The organism is Streptomyces sp. NPDC086989, assembly GCF_044745505.1.
Classification (GTDB): Bacteria; Actinomycetota; Actinomycetes; order Streptomycetales; family Streptomycetaceae; genus Streptomyces.
Map to the genome: position 1 here is coordinate 1 of NZ_JBIVAL010000058.1, position 2,070 is coordinate 2,070.

A 2,070-nucleotide genomic window follows, 5' to 3' on the forward strand; every position below is an offset into this window, starting at 1 on the left:
GGAACGACGCGACGACATCCACGAGGCCTTCCTCGGCCTCGCCACCTGCCTCATCACCCACCGCCACGTCCGACGCCTTTGTTAGGACCTCTAAGCCACGGCTTCACCGGCCAAGAATCCCCCTATGCCTGAAGATCCGGGACGACTTGTCGATGCCATCACGACTGCGGTGCGAGAGGGAGACGATCACCGGATCGATCTTCTTCTCAACCGGTTCAAAAATGTGGCGGAACTCCCCGACCTGATACGGCTGCGCCGCCGATTGCGCGGCTCGGCCATGCCGCGCTGTTCATGAGGACGACGACGTACGCGTCGACTGCGTGGGCGTGCTGGGTCATGGCAGAGCGAGTCGGCATGGGCACAACGCCTGGGTGCGGTGCAGATGCTGAACGGGGCCCCCTCATGGGTCATCTCGGCGGTGCCAAGGTGACCCGATGGTGGTCGCACTGGCCGGGCTGCCTGGTGGGGGAAAGTGCTCGATCGCCGCGGCGTTGCGACGGAGGCCGACCGCTCCGAGTGAGCGGCTCCCGTCATGAACGCCGGCTGCGATCGCCAGGGGATTCGGCTGGCGGGTGCACTGGTACGCGTAGTCGCCCTGGTCGTCACTGAGGTAGCGGCCGATGCACTCGTTGGCGGTGGCCCGCCCTTCTGCGCGCAGAAGCTGACGGCCGCCCGGCCGTCGGCGAACGGGCCGGGGGCGTAGCCAACCCGCGTCACCCGCCTAGGCGCGAACTGGGCGGCGGGGCGAATGGGAAGACCGGAACCCAGCACCTCATGCGTGTGGGGTCCGCAGGGTCACCGGAAAGGCGAAAGCCGCCGAACCCTCCGGCACAAAAGTCCGCTCGACAGTCCGTTACCTCTTCGTCCGGCGAATCGTTTCGCCAGAGGTTGTGACGGAATGCACTCCGCTCCCCCGCGGTCTCGTGACACCGGCCCGGGCGCCGCCCTTCCCCCTGGCTCTCGGGCCCCACCCTCCTTCGCCCCCGGCAGCGGTCCAAGCGCAAAGGCTCAGAGCGGACCGGCGCCATCGGCGAATGGCTGCGACCAGCACGCATCAGGCGCGTGCAAAACAAGTTCGCAGGGCACGGCTGCGCTCTCACTCCACGGCAGCGTTGAGGAGAATCTGCGCCAGCTCGCCAGGCTGGGAGAACATCGGCCAATGGCCGGTGTCCATCCTGACCAGCCGCCAGCGGTTGCTGTTCAACAGCTCGGCCACATCTTCGTCGAGCTCGGCGTCGTCTGGCTCGGCCCCCGGCATCACGCACAGGATGTAGGTCGCCGGAAGTTCACCGAGCGGCCCCGCCAGCACAGCGGGCTCGGTCAGTGTGGCACCTGGGTGAGGCGTCGAGCCACGCACGAGGCGTGCGATCTGCTCATCGGTGAGACCTTCGCCGTCGTAATGAGCAGCTGGCGCGAGCGGCCAAAACCCTCCGTTCTCGGCGATCGATGCCTCCACTGCCGCCCCACCGTCCGGCCAGGCGGAGACAAACGACTCGCCGTCAGTTGGAACACTTGAGTCGACAAACACCACGCGGGCCAGTCGGTCACCGAGCCGCTCCGCGGCCTGACCGACCGGGATGCCCGAGTAGCTGTGACCCACCAGGACTACGTCACGCATACCCTGGCGTTCCACCTCGGCAACGATGTCCTGGACGTGAGTCGCTTGCCCCGCCGGTACACCCCGCTTGTCAGCAAGACCGGACAGCGTCAACGGATAGACGCCGTGGCCAGCCGCACGCAGATGCGGCACCACCTCGTCCCACGCCCACGCCCCGAGCCGTGCACCTGCAACCAGCACGAAATTCACCATGCGCGCACCGTAGCCGGGCAGCTGACGATCTCCTAGAAAATACTTTCGATACACGCCTTGGCGTCGTTGTGCCGCGGCAGATGTAGACCTTGGACTTGCGTGACCTACACAGAGACGCCACCGCCGAATGGCGTTCCCGCTCGCCTTTGCCCGCCGATTCCTCTGAGAGGTCCTAACAGAAGCCGTTGATCATGTGACTTTCGGTTCGGGTGGTCGTTGGTCCTGCCGTGGGGAAACGTCAGTCGCGGCCGTGGATCGTG

At 66.3% G+C, this 2,070-nt stretch carries 2 protein-coding genes; one reads left to right on the forward strand and one right to left on the reverse strand.

Annotated features, from left to right (window positions below; genetic code table 11):
• Nucleotides 1-124: 124 nt before the first annotated feature.
• A complete protein-coding gene (locus ACIPK4_RS40095) occupies nt 125-295 on the forward strand; it encodes a hypothetical protein (RefSeq protein ID WP_402322916.1) in 171 nt (56 codons plus the stop codon).
• A gap of 801 nt (nt 296-1,096) precedes the next feature.
• Here the strand turns inward: ACIPK4_RS40095 and ACIPK4_RS40100 are convergent.
• Complete coding sequence (locus ACIPK4_RS40100; RefSeq protein ID WP_402322919.1) at nt 1,097-1,810, reverse strand: alpha/beta fold hydrolase; 714 nt, start codon at nt 1,808-1,810, stop codon at nt 1,097-1,099.
• Nucleotides 1,811-2,070 lie beyond the last annotated feature (260 nt).

Excerpts from the sequence above, each read along its gene's own strand:
- ACIPK4_RS40095 (WP_402322916.1), top strand. The coding sequence starts at position 125 with ATGCCTGAAGATCCGGGACGACTTGTCGATGCCATCACGACTGCGGTG.
- ACIPK4_RS40100 (WP_402322919.1), bottom strand. The coding sequence starts at position 1,810 with ATGGTGAATTTCGTGCTGGTTGCAGGTGCACGGCTCGGGGCGTGGGCG.